This window comes from Burkholderia sp. AU28863, assembly GCF_002223195.1.
Lineage (GTDB): Bacteria > Pseudomonadota > Gammaproteobacteria > Burkholderiales > Burkholderiaceae > Burkholderia > Burkholderia sola.
The window spans coordinates 435,081-451,090 of record NZ_NKFE01000005.1 but is presented as its reverse complement, the minus strand read 5'-3'; the positions used below and the strand labels follow the sequence as shown (position 1 = coordinate 451,090).

General features: G+C 68.8%; 12 protein-coding genes and 1 riboswitch. Of the genes, 1 reads left to right on the top strand and 11 read right to left on the bottom strand.

The window, feature by feature from the left end:
* Positions 1 to 5: 5 nt before the first annotated feature.
* From CFB81_RS18520 to CFB81_RS18500, 5 genes are all read right to left on the bottom strand, one after another.
* Complete coding sequence (locus CFB81_RS18520) at positions 6 to 590, bottom strand: hypothetical protein (RefSeq protein WP_089436127.1); 585 nt, start codon at positions 588 to 590, stop codon at positions 6 to 8.
* Between the two features lie 76 nt (positions 591 to 666).
* Positions 667 to 1,908: a voltage-gated chloride channel family protein gene (locus tag CFB81_RS18515; protein WP_089436126.1), complete on the bottom strand. Its 1,242-nt coding sequence runs from the start codon at positions 1,906 to 1,908 to the stop codon at positions 667 to 669.
* 79 nt (positions 1,909 to 1,987) lie between these two features.
* Positions 1,988 to 2,091: riboswitch (Fluoride riboswitch) on the bottom strand.
* 78 nt (positions 2,092 to 2,169) lie between these two features.
* Positions 2,170 to 3,189: a chemotaxis response regulator protein-glutamate methylesterase gene (locus CFB81_RS18510; RefSeq protein WP_069618576.1), complete on the bottom strand. Its 1,020-nt coding sequence runs from the start codon at positions 3,187 to 3,189 to the stop codon at positions 2,170 to 2,172.
* The gene (locus CFB81_RS18505; RefSeq protein ID WP_069618577.1) at positions 3,186 to 5,501 is read right to left on the bottom strand and encodes a hybrid sensor histidine kinase/response regulator; all 2,316 of its coding nucleotides are present in this window, start codon (positions 5,499 to 5,501) and stop codon (positions 3,186 to 3,188) included. The genes CFB81_RS18510 and CFB81_RS18505 overlap by 4 nt, the downstream gene beginning before the upstream one ends.
* A complete protein-coding gene (locus CFB81_RS18500; protein WP_069618578.1) occupies positions 5,498 to 6,202 on the bottom strand; it encodes a chemotaxis protein CheW in 705 nt (234 codons plus the stop codon). Before CFB81_RS18500 ends, CFB81_RS18505 begins: the two co-directional genes overlap by 4 nt.
* A gap of 92 nt (positions 6,203 to 6,294) precedes the next feature.
* Between CFB81_RS18500 and CFB81_RS18495 the strand changes: the two genes are divergently transcribed.
* On the top strand, positions 6,295 to 7,347 hold the full coding sequence (locus tag CFB81_RS18495; protein ID WP_089436125.1) for an RNA-guided endonuclease TnpB family protein: 1,053 nt from the start codon (positions 6,295 to 6,297) through the stop codon (positions 7,345 to 7,347).
* Positions 7,348 to 7,411: 64 nt separating this feature from the next.
* Here the strand turns inward: CFB81_RS18495 and CFB81_RS18490 are convergent, their stop codons facing one another.
* The 6 genes from CFB81_RS18490 to CFB81_RS18460 all read right to left on the bottom strand — a co-directional run bounded on the left by CFB81_RS18490 (position 7,412) and on the right by CFB81_RS18460 (position 15,986).
* Complete coding sequence (locus CFB81_RS18490) at positions 7,412 to 8,824, bottom strand: protein-glutamate O-methyltransferase CheR (protein WP_069618580.1); 1,413 nt, start codon at positions 8,822 to 8,824, stop codon at positions 7,412 to 7,414.
* The gene (locus CFB81_RS18485; RefSeq protein ID WP_089436124.1) at positions 8,821 to 9,333 is read right to left on the bottom strand and encodes a chemotaxis protein CheW; all 513 of its coding nucleotides are present in this window, start codon (positions 9,331 to 9,333) and stop codon (positions 8,821 to 8,823) included. Before CFB81_RS18485 ends, CFB81_RS18490 begins: the two co-directional genes overlap by 4 nt.
* Positions 9,330 to 11,006, bottom strand: coding sequence for a methyl-accepting chemotaxis protein (locus tag CFB81_RS18480; RefSeq protein ID WP_069618582.1), 1,677 nt, complete (start codon positions 11,004 to 11,006; stop codon positions 9,330 to 9,332). The genes CFB81_RS18485 and CFB81_RS18480 overlap by 4 nt, the downstream gene beginning before the upstream one ends.
* A 124-nt stretch (positions 11,007 to 11,130) precedes the next feature.
* Complete coding sequence (locus tag CFB81_RS18470; protein WP_089436123.1) at positions 11,131 to 12,264, bottom strand: hybrid sensor histidine kinase/response regulator; 1,134 nt, start codon at positions 12,262 to 12,264, stop codon at positions 11,131 to 11,133.
* Between the two features lie 472 nt (positions 12,265 to 12,736).
* Entirely contained in the window at positions 12,737 to 14,320 is a 1,584-nt protein-coding gene (locus tag CFB81_RS18465; RefSeq protein ID WP_069618584.1) for a Na+/H+ antiporter, read from the bottom strand.
* Between the two features lie 232 nt (positions 14,321 to 14,552).
* Positions 14,553 to 15,986 carry an aldehyde dehydrogenase family protein gene (locus tag CFB81_RS18460; RefSeq protein WP_069618585.1) on the bottom strand — a complete coding sequence of 478 codons (1,434 nt, stop codon included), beginning with the start codon at positions 15,984 to 15,986 and terminating at the stop codon, positions 14,553 to 14,555.
* Positions 15,987 to 16,010 lie beyond the last annotated feature (24 nt).

The following is a 16,010-nucleotide window of genomic DNA, read 5'->3' as shown; positions in this document are numbered from 1 at the left end:
GCGTGCTAGGTGATCCGCTGGATCACCGAGTACCGGCTGCTGTCGAAGAACACCTCGACCCACGGCTCCGATTCCTCGAACGTCCAGAGGACGAGTTCGAGGTCGATCAGTTCATTCCAGTCGTCGTCGGGCCATGGCATGTTCCATCCGCCCGCGACGGCCACCATGCCGCCCGTGTAGAGCGGGCATTGCGCCATCCATGCACGCTCGTAGTCGTGCGCGGCCGCGCCCTTGAAGTTGCCGTTGAATCCCCAGTCGCGCTGCCAGCCGTGTGCGTCGAGGTATGCGCCGATCGCGGCGGAACCGAAGCGAAACACCGCGTCGACCGGCGGAAGCGACATCGCGTCGGATCGGCACAGCGGGCGGGCGGAACGGACGGGTTGCATGGAAGTCTCCACACGGCCTGACGTGCCGCTATCGTCGAGATAGACGTTCAGCCAGACGCCGTCGCGTTCGACGGAAATGCACAACTCGCCGGCGTCGACCCCATGCCAGTAGCCGGCGACGGGTTCGCCGCCGTCCGCGAAACGGTACTGACGGCACGGCCTCGCGAGCCGCCCGGCTTCGTTCAGAAAATCGTCCGACGTCATTGGATGCCTCTCTTTTTAGCGTCCCGGGTATCGCATCGCGCCGCCGCGATCGACCGACATCGACCGCGCTCCCGCCTCACTCCGCCTCAACCCGCGCTCCCTTCCCCACCGCCACGCGCTGCGCGCGATAAATCCCCGCGTGCCCCGAGAACAGATACGCGACGACACAGGCGACGATCGCGTACACGCCGATATCCGCGCCGAACAATTCGATCGCCATGATCGTCGACGCGATCGGCGTGTTCGCCGCGCCCGCGAACACCGCGACGAAGCCGAGCCCCGCGAGCACGGGCACCGGCAGCGCCAGCACCTGGCCGAGCGCGTTGCCGAGCGTCGCGCCGATGTAGAACAGCGGCGTCACCTCGCCGCCCTTGAACCCCGACGCGAGCGTGACGACGGTGAACGCGAACTTGCCCGCGAAATCGTAAGGCGGCAGCGGGCCGCGAAACGCGGCCTCGATCGTCGGGATGCCGAGGCCGAGATACTGCGGCGCGTTCAGCACGGTCGCGGCCACCGCGACCAGCAGGCCGCCGAGCACCGGCTGCAGCGGCGCATAGCGGATCACGCGGCGAAACCACGCGGTCAGCGCATGCGTCGCGAACGCGAACAGCCGCCCGACCACGCCGAACGCGACGCCCGCGACGACCGTCACGGCCAGCCCGGTCGCCGAGACGGCCGGCACGAACGGAATCGCATAGGCCGTGTGATGGACGCCCCACGCGCGGCACACGACGTCCGCGACGATCGCCGACGCGACGCAGGTCAGCAGCGCGTCGTAGCGCAGGCGCCCGATCGCGAGCACCTCGAGCCCGAACACAGCGCCCGCGAGCGGCGTGCCGAACACCGACGCGAAGCCGGCCGCGATGCCACCCATCAGCAGCACGCGGCGATGCTCGCGATCGAGACGGAACAGGTGCGTGACGCGATCGGCGAGCGCGCCGCCCATCTGCACGGCCGTGCCCTCGCGGCCGGCCGAGCCGCCGAACAGGTGCGTGACGACGGTCGCGACGAGCACGAGCGGCGCCATCCGCTTCGGCACGAGCGCCTTCGGGTCGTGGATCTCGTCGATCAGCAGGTTGTTGCCGCGCGCGACCGACTGGCCGAAGCGATGGTAGATCCAGCCGGTGGCGAAACCGGCGGCCGGCAGCCCCCACAGCAGCCACGGATGCGCGACGCGCGTACCGGTCGCCCAGTCGAGCGCGATCAGGAACAGTGCGGAGGCCGTGCCGGCGAGCGCGCCGAGCAGCGCGGAAAGCGCGAGCCAGCGGCACACGTAGCGCACGGTGGCGAAAAGATCGGCAGAAGTGGTGAAGAACATGATTTCCAGATTCGACGGAACATCAAAACCTGGGCGGCAGAATACCGGATGGACGGCCTGCGACCTCCTGACGACCCAGGAACACGCAGGCATCATCAGCCGGGCAAACCGGCGGTTGAGGGTCGCACCGCGCGCCACGCGCCGGGAACGACCGCAGGGAGGCATGCCATCTCCGCAGGCCGCAATTGTACGCGACGCCGCGCCACGCAGGCAATGCAGCGCCGGCGCGCCACGCAGCGATCGCCCCTGCCCGACGCGCGGTCAGTCGCGCGGCGCGAGCGCGATCCGCGCGGTCAACTGCGGCGCGATCTGCTCGAGCGGCAGGATCGCCGACGCCGCGCCAACCGCCGCGGCCGCCTTCGGCATCCCGTACACGGCGCTGGTCGCTTCATCCTGCGCGATCGTGTAGCAGCCCTTCGCCCGCATCGCCTTCAGGCCGAGCGCGCCATCGCGCCCCATGCCCGTCAGCAGCACGCCGAGCGCCTCGCCCTGCCAGCCGTCCGCGACGCTGTTGAAGAACACGTCGATCGACGGCCGGTACGGCGTTTCGACCGGATGCCGCGTATAGCCGAGCACGCCGCGCGGCGACAGCATCAGATGGTCGTTGGTCGCCGCGAGCAGCACCGTGCCGGCTTCCGGCATGCTGCCCTGCCGCGCGACGCGCACCGGCAGCCGCGTATAGCCGTCGAGCCATTCGGCCATGCCATGCGCGAAGGCCTGGTCGACGTGCTGGACGATCACGATCGCGGCCGGGAAATCCGCTGGCAGCGCGCGCAGCAGCGCGGTGAGCGCGGTCGGCCCGCCCGCCGACGCACCGATCGCGACGAGCGTCGGTTGTCCGCGCGCGGGCGTCGGCCCCGGCGGCACGAGCGCCGCGCTGCGGCTTTCGAGCAGCCGGCCGATCTGGTCGATCTTCGCGAGCAGCGCCTGAGGCGATGCGTCGGTCGACAGCCCGAGCGCGAGCGTCGGCGTGTCGACCGCGTCGAGCGCGCCGGCGCCCATCGCCTCGTACACCGACGACGTGTTCGCGCTGACGCTCGCCGTCACGATCAGGATCGCGCACGGCGCGCGCGCCATGATCCGGCGCGTCGCGGCGACGCCGTCGACCTTCGGCATCACGAGATCCATCAGCACGACGTCGGGCGGCTGCGCGACGCAGAAATCCACCGCCTCGTCACCGTCGGTCGCCACCCACAGCACGCGATGGTCCGCGCGCAGCGCGATCACGCGGCGCAGCGCCTCCACGGCCAGCGGCAGGTCGTTGACGATGCCGATGTTCATCCTCGTGCGTCCCCAATCAGGTCGTGCACGGCGTCGAGCAGCGCTTCATCGTGGAAGCTGCTCTTCGCGAGGTAGTAGTCGGCGCCGGCGTCGAGCCCGCGGCGGCGATCCTCGTCGCGATCCTTGTACGACACGATCATCACCGGCACGCGCTTGAGCATCGGGTCACCCTTGATCAGCGTGACGAGTTCGATCCCGTCCATGCGCGGCATGTCGACGTCGGTCACGACGAGATCGAACGCATCGCTGCGCACCGCGTTCCATCCTTCCATCCCGTCGACCGCGACCGTCACGTCGTAGCCGCGCTTTTCCAGCAGCTTGCGTTCGAGCTCGCGCACCGTCAGCGAATCGTCGACGACGAGCACGCGGCGGCGCCGGTCGGCCAGCGCGAGCTGCGGATCGCGCGTGAGCCGCGCGAGCTGACCGCCGCGCACGAGCTTGTCGACCGAGCGGATCAGGTCCTCGACGTCGACGATCAGCACCGGGTCGCCGTTCTCGAGCAACGCGCCGGCCGCGATGTTCTGGATCTTGTGCAGGCGGCTGTCGAGCGGCTGCACGACGAGCATCCGTTCGCCGAGAAAGCGATCGACCGCGACGCCGTACAGCTCGGGTTCGGCGCCGACGACCACGACCGCCGTGCTGGCGCGGGCCACGTCGGGTTCGCCCGCGTCGAGCAACTGGTGCGCGGCGACGAGGCCCGCACGCCGGCCGTCGAACGGAAAATGCGGCTGCCCTTCGAGCACGTCGATGTCGTCGTGCGCGAGTTCGAGCGTGCGGCGCACATGCGCGAGCGGGAACGCGTACGGCTCGCCGCCGACCTCGACGAGCAGGCTGCGGATCACCGACAGCGTGAGCGGCAACTGCAGCACGAAGCGCATGCCGGCGCCCGGCTCGTTGAAGATCCGCACCGCGCCGCGCACGCCGCGCACCATCTCCTGCACCGCGTCGAGGCCGACGCCGCGCCCCGATACGTCGGTCACCGCATCGCGCATCGAGAAGCCCGGCAGCAGCAGGAACTCGAGCAGTTCGGGGTCGGACAGCCGCGCGGCCGTCTCGTCGTCGGTCAGGCGCTGGCGTACGACGGCCGCGCGCAGTGCGTCCATGTCGACGCCCGGCCCGTCGTCGATCACGCTGACGAGCAGCGAGCCGGCGCTGTGGCGCGCCTCGAGCGTGACGCTCGCCTCGGCCGGCTTGCCGCGCGCCTGCCGCGCGTCGGGCGAATCGACGCCATGGTCGATCGCGTTGCGCAGCAGGTGGCCGAGCGGCGCGTCGAGCAGGTCGAGGATGTCGCGATCGACCTGCGTGCCTTCGCCGACGATCGAGAAACGCACCTGCTTGCCGAGCGAGCGCGCGAGATCGCGGACGATGCGCGGATACGCGCGCGTCGCGTCGCCGAACGGCCGCATCCGGCATTGCAGCGCCTCGTCGTACAGCTGCTCGGCGATATGCGTGCTGCGCCGCTCGAAGCGGTCGAATTCGTCCATCCGCTCGGCGAGCGAGCGCTGCAGGTCGTTGAGCATGTGCCGCACTTCGTTCATCGACGCCAGCATGCCGGCGTCGAGCTCGTCGGCGAACTGCTCGACCATCAGGTCGAGCGAACGGGCCGCGTCGCGCTGCGCGCGCTTCACGCGCAGCATCGATTCGGCGAACGGCTTGAGCCAGCGCGATTCGACCAGCGATTCGCCGGACAGGCTCAGCAGCCGGTTCAGCGTATCGGCGCGCACGCGGCGCATCGCGCCGGCGCCCGCCACGCGGCCGGCCTGGACCGGATCGGGCACCGGGCTCGACACGGCGAGCGGCGGCACCGCGGCACCCGCACCGACCGGCTCGTTCGCGGCGCCGTCGTGATCGCGATACGGCACGAACGACGGCGGCATCGGCACCGGCGGCGGCACGGCGGCCGGCGCCTGCATCGTCTGCGCGCCGTCGGCGCCCGTCAGCGCCGCCGCGAACACGTCGATCTCGGCCTGCGACACGGGCTGCCCCTGCGGATCGCCGACGCGCACCAGCAAGTCGACGCCGGCCAGCAGCACGTCGACGTGCGTGGCCGTCAGCGCGATCGTGCCGGCCTGCGCGGCGACGAAGCATTCCTCCATCCGCCCGGCGATCTCGACGCCGAGCGGCACGCCGACGATCCGCGCGGCGCCCTTCAGCGAGTGCGCGGCGCGCATGCACGCTTCGAGCGCGACGGAATCGGGCTCGCCCGATTCGAGCGCGAGCAGCCGCTCCGACAGCGCCTGCGTCTGCGTGCGCGTCTCCTCGCGATACAGCTCGAGCAGCGACAGGTGGCTCAGGTCGTCATCGCCGCTCATCGCATGCTCCGTGTCACGGCGTCGAACAGACGATCGTCGTCGAGCAGGCCCACCGACTTGCCGCGCCACGACAGCACGCCGCGCGACAGGCCGGCGCTCGCGCGCCCGACCGTCGCCGGCACCGGTACCCAGTCGGACGCGCCGAAGCGCAGCACGCCCTCGACCTCGTCGACCGGAAACACGACCGGTTCGCCCTGGTGCGCGGCCACCAGCAGCCGCGTGAACCGGCCGTCGCCACCGCCGCGGCCGGCCTTGCCGGCATCGAGGCCGAGCAGCGCGCCGATCGAGATCGCGATGCGCAGCGTGCCGCGGATGTTGACCACGCCGCGCACGGCAGAATGGCGGCGATGCGGCAGCGAATGGATCGGGCGCGTGCCGGCGATCTCGCGCAGCACGCCGATCGGCAGCGCGAGCCATTCGTCGGCCACCCGGAACGCGAGCGCCGCATGGCGCGTATCGCCGTCGTCGTCGCCCGCGCGCGCCGTGCCGAACGCGCTCATCCGGCGCGTGACGTCCGCCATCTCGGCCACGTCGAGCGGACGCTCGAGCAGCTTCGCCGCGTGCGACGCGTAGACCGGGCAGTTCAGGCAGCGCAGGCAGTCGTTCAACCGCTCGCACGAGCGGTCGCCGCGCGTGCCGATCCGGTTCCAGCAATCGTCGACGTCGAGCGTCGCGTCGTCAGTGGCAGCGGCGCGGTTCATCAGAATTTTCTCCGAGAGACCCCGCCATTGATGGCGGGAAGGAAAGGCGTGCTGTTGACAGGCAGCTTCTTCCACGAGTTAGGATCACCGGCATGATCCTTGTCTACCGCTACCGGGTGAAGTCGCTCAACGGACTGCTCAACAAGCAGAGCCGTGCGGTGAACTACGTCTGGAACTTCTGCAACGACACGCAGAAGCACGCGCTCAAGTGGAACAACAAGTGGCCGACCGGTTTCGACCTGAACGTGCTGACGACCGGCAGCAGCAAGGAACTCGGCATCCATTCCGGCACGGTCAATGCAACATGCGAGCAGTACGCGAAGTCGCGCAGTCAGCACCGTCGGCCCTACCTGCGCTATCGCGGCAGGAAATCGCTGGGCTGGGTGCCGCTGAAGGGGCGTGACCTGAAGCGCGAGGGTGACGCGTTCCGCTTTGCCGGCAACACGTTTCGCGTGTTCAACAGCCGACCGCTTCCCGAAGGCAAGATCAGGGATGGAACCAACTTTGCGCAGGATGCGCGTGGCAACTGGTTTCTCAACATCGTGATCGAGATACCCGATGTTCAGGCCCGCCAGATCCGTTCCGGCGTCGGCATCGATCTCGGCCTGAAAGACTTCGCCACACTTTCGACCGGCGAGAAGCTGCCTAACGATCGGTTCGGTCGATGCGCGGCCGAGAAACTCGCGAAAGCGCAACGGGCGCGAAAACACAGGCGGCATATCGCGAAGTTGCACGCCAAAGTGACGAACGCCCGCGCCGATTTCCAACACAAGCTCCCGCTCGATCTGGTGCGGCGCTTCGATTACATCGCGGTCGGCAACGTATCTGCCGTCAAACTTGCCAGAACCAGGATGGCGAAGAGCGTCTACGACGCGTCCTGGTCGTCCTTCCGAAACAAGCTCCGTTACAAAGCGATGGCGCACGGAGTCACGTTCGATGAAGTCGATGAAAGCGGTTCTACCCAGTCCTGTTCGTCGTGCGGGTCGAAAGACAGCACAACGCGGCCGAAAGGTATCGCGGGACTGAGAATAAGAGAATGGACCTGCAGTGACTGTGGTGTCGAGCATGATCGAGATACCAACGCTGCGCTGAACATTCTCCGATGCGGACGTGCATCGCCAGGTGTGGGAATCTTCCGCCTTTAGGCGGAGGAGGACGTCAAGGGTTCCTCTGGTCATCGCGGTGTCGGTCCCATTTCCCGTCGTCGTGTCAGCCGGCCGAACGCCGGGCGCGTTCGAGCAGCCATTGCGCGCCCGCGCGATCGCCGCCGACGTCGAGCAGCGTCGCGAGATGCGTCAGCGCCTCGTGATGCGTAGGGCGCAGGTACAGCGCCTTCCGGTAGAAGTCGCTCGCTTCCGCGGCGCGGCCGCGCGCATCCGCGATCAGTCCGTTCAGGTAGAACGCGTCGGCATGCGGGCCGACGCGCGCCGAGAACTGCGCGAGCACGCGCTCGGCCTCGTCGAACGCGCCCGCGTTCGCCAGGGCCTGCGCATCCTCCAGCGTCGGCGCATCGTCGATCGTCGGCGCGATCCCGTCGTAGGCCGGGGCGGCCGCCACGGCGGTCGCCGCCGCCAGAGAGGCCCGCGCGTCGACTGCGGCAGCCTGCACGGCCGGCGCCGCCGCGAACGGCTGGCGCCCGTCGCCGAGCCAGCCCGGCGGCGCGACGGCCACCACCGGGCGCGGCGCGGCGAGCGGCGCGACCGTGAAGCGCTCCGCGCGCCGGTCCGGCGCCGCGGACAGCGGCACAACCGGCCGGGCCGCGCATGCATCGGCCGCCGCGCCCGCCGGCTCGCGATGAAACGCGAACGCCAGCGGCACGCGCGCCGAGCGCATCCCGTGCCGCATCGCGACGCCCGTCTCCGCCGGCCCGACGAACAGCATGCCGTCGTCGGCAAGACGCGCGTCGAGCGAGCGGATCACGCGATCCTGCGCATCGCGGTCGAAATAGATCAGCACGTTGCGGCAGAACACGAAATCGTAGCGAATGCCGTTATCGGCAACCGGTTCGACGAGGTTCGCGTGACTGAACTGCACGCGCGCGCGCACGCGCTCGTCGAGCAGCCAGCCGTCGCGGGTCGGCGTGAAATACCGCGTACGGAACTCCATCGCGGTCCCGCGGAACGCATTGCGCCCGTAACAGCCGAGCCGCGCCTGTTCGATCGCGCGCGCGCTGAGGTCGATCGCGTCGATCGCGAAGCTCGCCGGCTCGAGCCCCGCATCCAGCAACGCCATCGCCGCCGAATACGGCTCCTCGCCCGTCGAGCACGGCGCGCTCAGCACGCGAATCACGCGACCGGGCATCGCGGCGAGCCGTTCGGCGGCCTGCCGCGCGAGCGTCGCGAAGGCCTCGCGGTCGCGGAAGAACCACGTTTCCGGGACGACGAACAGCTCGATCAGCGCGCGCCGTTCGTCGGCCGACGCGTTGAGTTGCTGCCAGTACGCGTCAAGCGCTTCCGGCGTGACGGGCGGCCGCGCGGCCGACGGCACGCGCTCGCCGTCCGCCCGCAACGCATGCACGCGATCCGTCAGCGCCCGCATCAGGAAATCGTTGCCGAGCGAATCGGCGTCGATGCCGGTCTCGCGCAGCAACCAGTCGCGAAAGCGCGATTCGGACGCGTTCATGCGAACTCCTCCCCGTGGCCCGACAGGCCGTCGAACAGATACAGGCGTGCCACGTCGTCGATCAGGTCGGACACCGACAGTTGCTGCACGACGCCATCGGGCGTGTTCGCGACCCGCCCGAGCCAGCGCGTGCGTGCGGTCGAGACGCCGCTGGCGCGGAATGCCGCGCGGTCGATCCGCATCGTCTGCGTCGCGCGCTCGACGATCAGGCCGATCGTGCGCTCGCCATCGGCGTGACCGGAGCGATGGCGGACCATCACGAGCCGCGTCGAGCGCAGCGCCTGCGCGCGCCGCCCGAGCGCCAGCATCGGCACGTCGATCACCGGCACCGGCTGGCCGCCGCGCATCAGCAGCCCGGCGATCCAGTCGGGCGCGCCGGGAACCGCCTTCATGACGGCGAGCGGCAGCACCTCGTCGATGCCGGCCGCGTCGAGCGCATAGCGCTCGCCGTCGAGCTCGAACATCAGGAACAGCGCGTGCGCGCCGTTCTGCGGATCGGCGCGCGTCACGCGTCGACCTTGAAGCGCGACACGCTGGTGCGCAACTGGTTCGCGACGAGCGTCAGGTCGTCGATCGCCTGCGACGACTGGCGCAGCGACTCGGCCGTCTGCTGCGCGGCTTCCGACAGTTGCGACAGCGCCTGCGTGATCTGCTCGGCGCCGTTCGCCTGCGTCTGCATCCCTTCGTTGACCATCTGGAAGCGCGGCGCGAGCGTCTGCACCTCGGCGATGATCTGCGACAGCTGGCCGCCCACCTGCTGCACGTCGAGCATCCCGCGGCGCACTTCCTCGGAGAACTTGTCCATCCCCATCACGCCCGCCGACACGGCCGACTGGATTTCCTTCACCGTCTGCTCGATGTCGTAGGTCGCGACGGCCGTCTGGTCGGCCAGGCGGCGGATCTCGGTCGCGACGACCGCGAAACCGCGGCCGTACTCGCCGGCCTTCTCGGCCTCGATCGCCGCGTTCAGCGACAGCAGGTTGGTCTGGTCGGCCACCTTGGTGATCGTCGCGACCACCTGGTTGATGTTCAGCGCCTTCTCGTTGAGGATCGCGAGCTTCGCGTTCACCGAGCCGGCCGCGTCCATCACGCTGCGCATCGTCTCGCCCATCCGCGTGAGCCCGCTCTGGCTCACGCCCGCGAGCGTCGCCGACTGCTCGGCCACGCCGGCCACCTCGTTCATCGTACGCAGCAGGTCGCGCGACGTCGCGAAGATCTCGCGCGACGTCGCGCCGATCTCGGTCGTCGTCGCCGCGGTCTCGTTCGCGGTCGCCTGCTGCTCGCGCGACGTCGCCGCGATTTCGGCCACCGACGTCGTCACCTGCAGCGACGACTGCTGCGCGCGCGAAACCAGCTCGGTCAGCTCGTCGGCCATCCGGTTGAAGCCGGTCTCGAGCGTGCCGAATTCGTCGCGGCGGCGCAGATCGAGGCGATGTGTCAGGTTGCCGGTGCGCATCACGTCGTGCACCTCGACGAGCCGCGCCATCGGCACGGTCACCGAGCGGTACAGCATGTAGCCGAGCCCGAGCGCGGACAGCAGCATGAACGCCAGCGCGGTCGCGAGCACGATCTCGGTGTCCTGCACGGATTCGCGGATCAGCTTCGCGGACTGCTCCGCGAACTTGCGGTTCTCCTGCACCAGCACGTTCGCGTTGCGCACGACCTCGGTCCATGCGGGCAGCGCTTTCGCGTACGCGGCGACCGCCTCGCCGTGCGATGCGCGGCTGTTCTGCACTGCTTCGTTCAGCAACGGCACGTAGTGATCGTACGCGCCGCGGAACGCCATGAAGCGCTGCCGGTCGTCGTCGCGAAACGTCGTGTTCTGGTAGTCCACCGACAGCGACTCGATCTCCTTCAGCGCGTCGGCGATCTTCGCGAGATCGCGCTGCGCGGCGTCGGGCTCGGTGTCGACGAAGATCCCGCGCTGCAGCAGCGTGAACGACTCGTTGACCGCGCCGCGCAGCGACGACGCAAGGTAGACGCCGGGCACCGAGTCGCGCTCGATGCTGACGGCTTCGGCGTTGATCGCGCGCAGTCGCTCGTACGACACGCCGGCGGTCACCAGCATCAGCACGAACAGCAGGCCGAAGCTGAGCAGGATGCGATTGCCGAGCGTCAGCCGGGCAGCGCCGATCGTCGGATGCAGGCTTTCATTGGTCGCGCGGGGCGTCAAGGTGGCCATGTTCGTTATGGGCTTTCTAAATTCAGCGTTGAAAAATCCGCGCCCGCCTGGCGCGCCGGCTGGCGCGCCACGAGCGCATCGGGGTCCCGCGGGCGGCGCGGCGCCGGCAGGCCGCGTCGCGACATCATCGCTCCGCTTGCGCCGGCAGCCGAAGTGCGACCATGAAGCCGCGCGCCGTATTGCGCATCAGGATCTGGCCGCGATGCCGCGCCGCCGTCGCGCGGACGAACGCGAGGCCGAGGCCGAAACCGCTGCGCGCCGCGCCGTGCGCGGATTCGAGCTGCACGAACGACTCGGTCGCGGCCGTGCGCTGCTCCGGCGCGATGCCGGCGCCGGCATCCTCGACGCCGATCAGCCAGGCGTCGTCCTCGCCGGTCAGCGTGCAATGTACGTCCATCCCGGCCGGCCCATACTTCAGCCCGTTGTCGATCAGGTTCGCGACCGCGCGCGTCAGCATCATGCGGTCGCCCATCGTCACGCATTCGGTATCGGGCACGCACGCGCTCACCCGGCAGCCGAGCCCGGCAGCCTTCTCCCACAGCTGGTCGACGGCGTCGAGCACGATCTCGTTGAGACTCACGACCTCGTGCGCGCGGCGCTCGGACTGCGCGCGGGTCAGGTGGATGAAGCCGTCGGCGAGCGCGAGCGCGCGCCGTGCATGGCCGGCGATGCGCTCCATGATCGCCGGCATGTCGCCGTGTTCGGCCCGGTAGACGTCGAGCAGCGCGAGGATCGACGTCTGCGGCGAACGCATGTCGTGCGACAGGAAATCGAGCGCCTCGTCGCGCTGCCGCGACATCAGGTACGAATTCGAGTGATAGCGGATGCGTGCGGTCAGCTCCATCGCGTCGGGGAGCTTCACCAGATAGTCGTTCGCGCCGGCGATGAACGCCTCGCGCTTGACGATCGGCTCCTCCTTCGCGGACAGCACGATGATCGGCACGCGCGCGGTGCGGGGGTCCGCGCGCCAGGCACGCACGAGATCGAGGCCATCGATCTCCGGCATCACGAGATCCTGCAGGATGACCGTCGGCTTCACGTCGCGCGCGACCGCCATCGCCCGGTGCGCGTCGGTGCACACGTGCAGGTCGATGTCATGCTCGCTGCGCAGCGCGCGGCGGATCACCTCGCCGACGAACGGCTGGTCGTCGACCAGCAGGACCGATAAGCCCGATTCGAGGCAATCCGAGGCATTATCACTGCTCGATTCTTTCATAAATACAGTTTCAAACGCCGAATCTCCAATCGATTCTTTCATGGGAGTTGTTTATCCGACTTGGACGCTATCTTATATTGGCAGTTGGAAAAACCGCCTGATTCCGCCGATTTGGCCTGTCGGCATTGCCTCGCGGGGCTTTGGACGCCGCTTTCTTCCCCGTCGACGACCACATTACCTCCGCATTCTTTCTCTCAATAAACATAACCGGCTGATTCTAAATGAAATTAGAACACAGCATCTATCTCCTTCCGGTTTAGTTTTGCCAAATATGCAGAAAGATACGGAATCAGATAAATCAGATCATTTCCGGATTCGAGGGACGATAACGTTTGCGAGACCGGCGCCATGAGGTTTGCATGCGCTGCAAGGGTGGCGGCGGGTCGTATCAGGGGCGTGTATTGGGGCCGGATTCGAAGAGCGGCAAACGGCAGCTGGGAGAAGAGGAATCGCGCGACGGACGCGCTCGACCCGCGCGTTTCAGGGCCGGCAGGACGCCGGCCCGTGGGCCCGCTTACCCGCGCGCGTGCTGCGCGGACACTTCCTGCAGGTCGAGGTCGCGTTCGAGTGTGTGCAGCATCTCGTCGTGGATGCGCCCCGACCGATGCAGGCGCAACAGTTCGGCGCGCCCGGCCCGGATCGCGGCCAGCACCACGTCGTAGTGCGCCATGCGCACTTCCGCCGGATACGCGGGCTCGTTCTTCGACCGCTCGGTCAGCTCGGCGCGATACGTGTACTGCTCGAGCAGACGCGGATGGATCACGACGCCGTGCTCGTCGCGTACGAGCGGCTGGATCGCCGCGAGCTGCGCGGCCTCGACGTACGCCCACGTCTGCGGCTCGGTCAGATGGTGCGCGGCGCGCTCGTCGCGCTGCGGCAGGCGCAGCAGCCGGATCAGCGGCCCGATCGTCGTGCCCTGCAGCAGCACGGTCACGAGGATCACCGCGAACGACGCGACCAGGATCACGTCGCGGCCGGGCAGCGCCTCGGGCAGCGACAGTGCGATCGCCAGCGTCACCACGCCGCGCATCCCGGCCCAGCTCATGATCGTCGCGGCCTTCCAGTCGGGCGCGTCGCCGCGCCGCACGAGGCCACGCACCGGCCACTTCAGCGCCTCGACCGCGTAGATCCACACGAAGCGCGACAGGATCACCGCCGCCAGCACCGCGAGCACGGGCGGGACCATCGTGCCGAGCACCTGCTCGAAGCCGCCGAGCCGGTGGATCGCACCGCGCAGCGACAGCCCGATCAGCACGAACACCATAGCCTCGAGCAGGAACACGATGACCTGCCAGAACGCGGTGCCGCGCGTGCGCACGGCCGCCGAGAACACCTCGTGCTGATGCCAGCCGACGATCATGCCGGCCGTGACGGTCGCGATCACGCCCGACACCTCGACCATTTCGCCCGCGATGTACGCGATCCAGCCGGCGATCACCGCGACGGTGATCACGAGATAGTCGTCGTCGAGCAGCTTCAGGAACCACACGACGAGCTTGCCGACCACGAAGCCGACCACCACGCCGCCGAGCCCGAGTTCCGCGAAACGAACGACCGCATGCTCGACGCTGAATGCGCCGGTGAGCGCGGCCGCGACCGCGAAGCGGAACAGCACGAGGCCGGCCGCGTCGTTCAGCAGGCTCTCGCCTTCGAGCAATACCATCAGCCGGCGCGGCAGCGCGACCCGTTCGAGCACGGCCTTCGCGGCGACCGCATCGGGCGGCGACACGATCGCGCCGAGCGCGAAGCATGCGGCCCACGGCAGCGCCGGCACCACCCAGTGCACGGCAAAGCCGACCGCGAATGTCGTGAACACGACCGCGCCGATCGCCAGCATCAGGATGCCGCCCACGTTGCGCTTGAACTCTTCCCACACGGAGAAGTACGCACCGTCCATCAGCAGCGGCGGCAGGAACACCAGCAGCACCAGCTCGGGATCGAGGTTGACCGGCGGCAGGCCAGGGATGAACGCGATGCCGATGCCGCCGATCAGCAGCGCGGCGGCGGGCGGCAGCCTCAACCGCTTGGCGATGCATTCGAGCGCGACGATCGCGAGGAATGACAATAGAACCAGCTTGAATGCCGAGACGGGGGACATGAATCGACCTCGTGAAGAATGAATTCGCGCGTTCCGGCGTCGTACCCCGGTCGGCAGTTTCGCGCGATTACATCACGACGCGACACCCGCAGTCGAGCCCGTTCCGGGCGGCCCGCCGCGCGGGACACGCGCGGCGCCGTGCCGCCGCGCGCGCCGTCATGAAAAAACGGCACGCGGGCCGGCCCGATCGCCCGCCCGCGTGCCGTCGCGGCGCCGCCCGGCCTGCCGCGCGTTACCGGCGCCGCACGACCATCAGCCGCGGCTCGGTCATGTCCTCGATCGCATAGCGGATGCCTTCGCGGCCGAGACCGGAATCCTTCACGCCGCCGTACGGCATGTTGTCGACGCGGAACGACGGCACGTCGTTGATCACGACGCCGCCGACTTCCAGCTCGTCCCATGCGCGGTGCGCATGCGCGAGCGAATCGGTGAACACGCCGGCCTGCAGCCCGAAGTCGCTATCGTTGACGCGCGCGAGCGCGTCGTCGAAGCGGTCGAATTTCTCGAGGATCGCGACCGGGCCGAACGCCTCCTTACGGTACAGGTCCTGCTCGCGCCCGACGTTTTCCAGCAGCGTCGCCTCGAACATCGCGCCGTCGACCTTGCCGCCGGCGACGATCTTCGCGCCTGCCGCGACGGCCGCGTCCATCCAGCCCGACAGCCGGCGCGATTCGGATTCGGAGATCATCGGGCCGACGAACGTCGACGGATCCTTCGGATCACCCATCTTCAGCGAGCGCGTCTTCGCGATCAGCTTCTCGCGCAGCGCGTCGTACAGGTCGGCATGCACGAGGATCCGCTGCACGCCGATGCAGCTCTGGCCTGACTGGTAGTACGCGCCGAACGCGAGCCGCTCGACCACGTAGTCGAGCCGGTCGCGTTGATCCGCATCGACGATCGCCGCCGCGTTGCCGCCCAGTTCCAGCACGACTTTCTTCTTGCCGGCCTTCTCCTTCAGCGCCCAGCCGACGGCCGGCGAACCGGTGAACGACAGCAGCTTGAAGCGCTCGTCGGTCGTAAACAGGTCGGCGCCGTCGCGATGCGCGGGCAGCACCGAGAACGCGCCCTTCGGCAGGTCGGTTTCGGCGAGCACCTCGCCGATGATCAGCGCGCCGATCGGCGTGCGGCTCGCGGGCTTCAGCACGAACGGACAGCCGGCCGCGAGCGCGGGCGCGACTTTGTGCGCGGCGAGGTTCAGCGGGAAGTTGAACGGCGAGATGAACGAGCACGGGCCGATCGGCACGCGCTTCGTGTAGCCCGTATAGCCCTGCGCACGCGCGGAGATCTCGAGGTTGACGATCTCGCCGTCGATGCGCACCGATTCCTCGGACGCGACACGGAACGTATCGATCAGCCGCGTGACCTCGCCCTTCGAATCGTTGATCGGCTTGCCGGCCTCGATGCACAGCGCCTCGGCCAGTTCGTCGAAACGTTCGCGAAAGCGCGCGACACAATGATCGAGCACGGCCTGCCGCTTGTAGGCCGGCATCTCGCGCATCGGCTTCGTGGCGTCGACGGCCGCGGCGATCGCCGCATCGATCGCCTTCGCGTCGGCGAGCGCGACGCGCGTGGCGACCTTGCCGCTGAACTTGTCGGTCACCTCCAGATCGGTGTTCGCGTAGACGGCTTCGTTGGCGAGGTAGTACGGATAGGTTTCCTTCAACATGGAACGACTCCTTCCTGTGAACGG